Annotated in this window: 1 protein-coding gene; it reads left to right on the top strand. The window is 50.5% G+C overall.

What is annotated here, in order from left to right; translation table 11 throughout:
* The coding region (locus CHM34_RS19485; RefSeq protein ID WP_439116348.1) for a phage tail protein at positions 1–996 on the top strand (996 nt) is incomplete at its 5' end.
* Positions 997–1,108: the final 112 nt, after the last annotated feature.

Below are 1,108 nucleotides of genomic sequence, written 5' to 3'. Positions count from 1 at the left end.
ATCATTGGTGCCATTGTAGCCTTAATCGCGATTGGTGCGGCACTTTGGACAAACTGGGACACCATCAAGGCGAAAGCAATTGAGGTCTGGGGTGCAATCAAGGAGTGGTTGGCGCAGACGTGGGAATGGATTAAAACGACGGCTAATGCGGTATGGGACGCAATAGTTGAAGGGGTTATGACGATCCTACAACCGTTTATTGATGTTTTCAACAGCATGAAAGAAGGGGTCATGACTGTATTTGAGGGGCTGAAGCAATTTTTCACTGCGGCATGGACGATCATCAAAAATATCTTTCTGGGGGCTTTGCTCCTGCTGATCGATCTGGTCACCGGTGATTTCGAAAGCTTGAAAGCAAATGCCATCGCGATCTGGGAAAACATCAAAGGGGCCTTGCGGCAAGCGTGGGAAGCGATCAAAAACATCTTTCGTGGCGCATTGGTTGCTGTTCGAAACGGAGTGAGCACGGCCTGGCAAAAATTGAAGGAGATCATCCGTACCGGAATGGAATCGGCCCGAACTACGATTCGGAATATCTGGGACAAAGTGATGAGTTTCTTCCGGAACATCGACCTGAAGCAGATCGGAAAGGACATCATCCAGGGGCTGATTGATGGGATCGTGAGCCTGAAAGACACGGTTTTACGGAAAGCAAGAGAGATCGCGGACGGGATCAAGAACCGGATCAAAGGAGCGCTTGGGATTGCATCGCCGTCCAAAGTCATGATGGGCCTGGGGGCGGACACCGCTGAAGGGTTTGCGCTTGGGATTGAGTCGATGCTTGGGGACATCCGGCGGGTATCTGGTCAGATGGCACAGACAGCTATTTCTACTTCCGAAGATGTAGTTGTAACCGGGCCATCCGCAACTGCATCCCCAGGAGTGGTTGATCGGCCCTTGATCAACATAGAAAACATGGTCATTCGAGAAGAGGCAGACATACAAAAAGTCGCGACTGAGTTTTGGCGACTGCTTCAGCGGCAATCCAGGTTTTAAGAAAGGGGGGGAGGTAAATGGGGTTTTCATTTGCGGGAGTCCACAATGATCAGTATCGTCTGAAGGTATTGAAGACCACACGCCGGATTCTTCCCCCGATGAATAACCATCT

The organism is Paludifilum halophilum, from assembly GCF_002245355.1.
GTDB classification, from domain to species: domain Bacteria; phylum Bacillota; class Bacilli; order Thermoactinomycetales; family DSM-45169; genus Paludifilum; species Paludifilum halophilum.
Note: the sequence above shows the minus strand (reverse complement) of the source record. Positions and strands in the feature narration are given on the sequence as shown.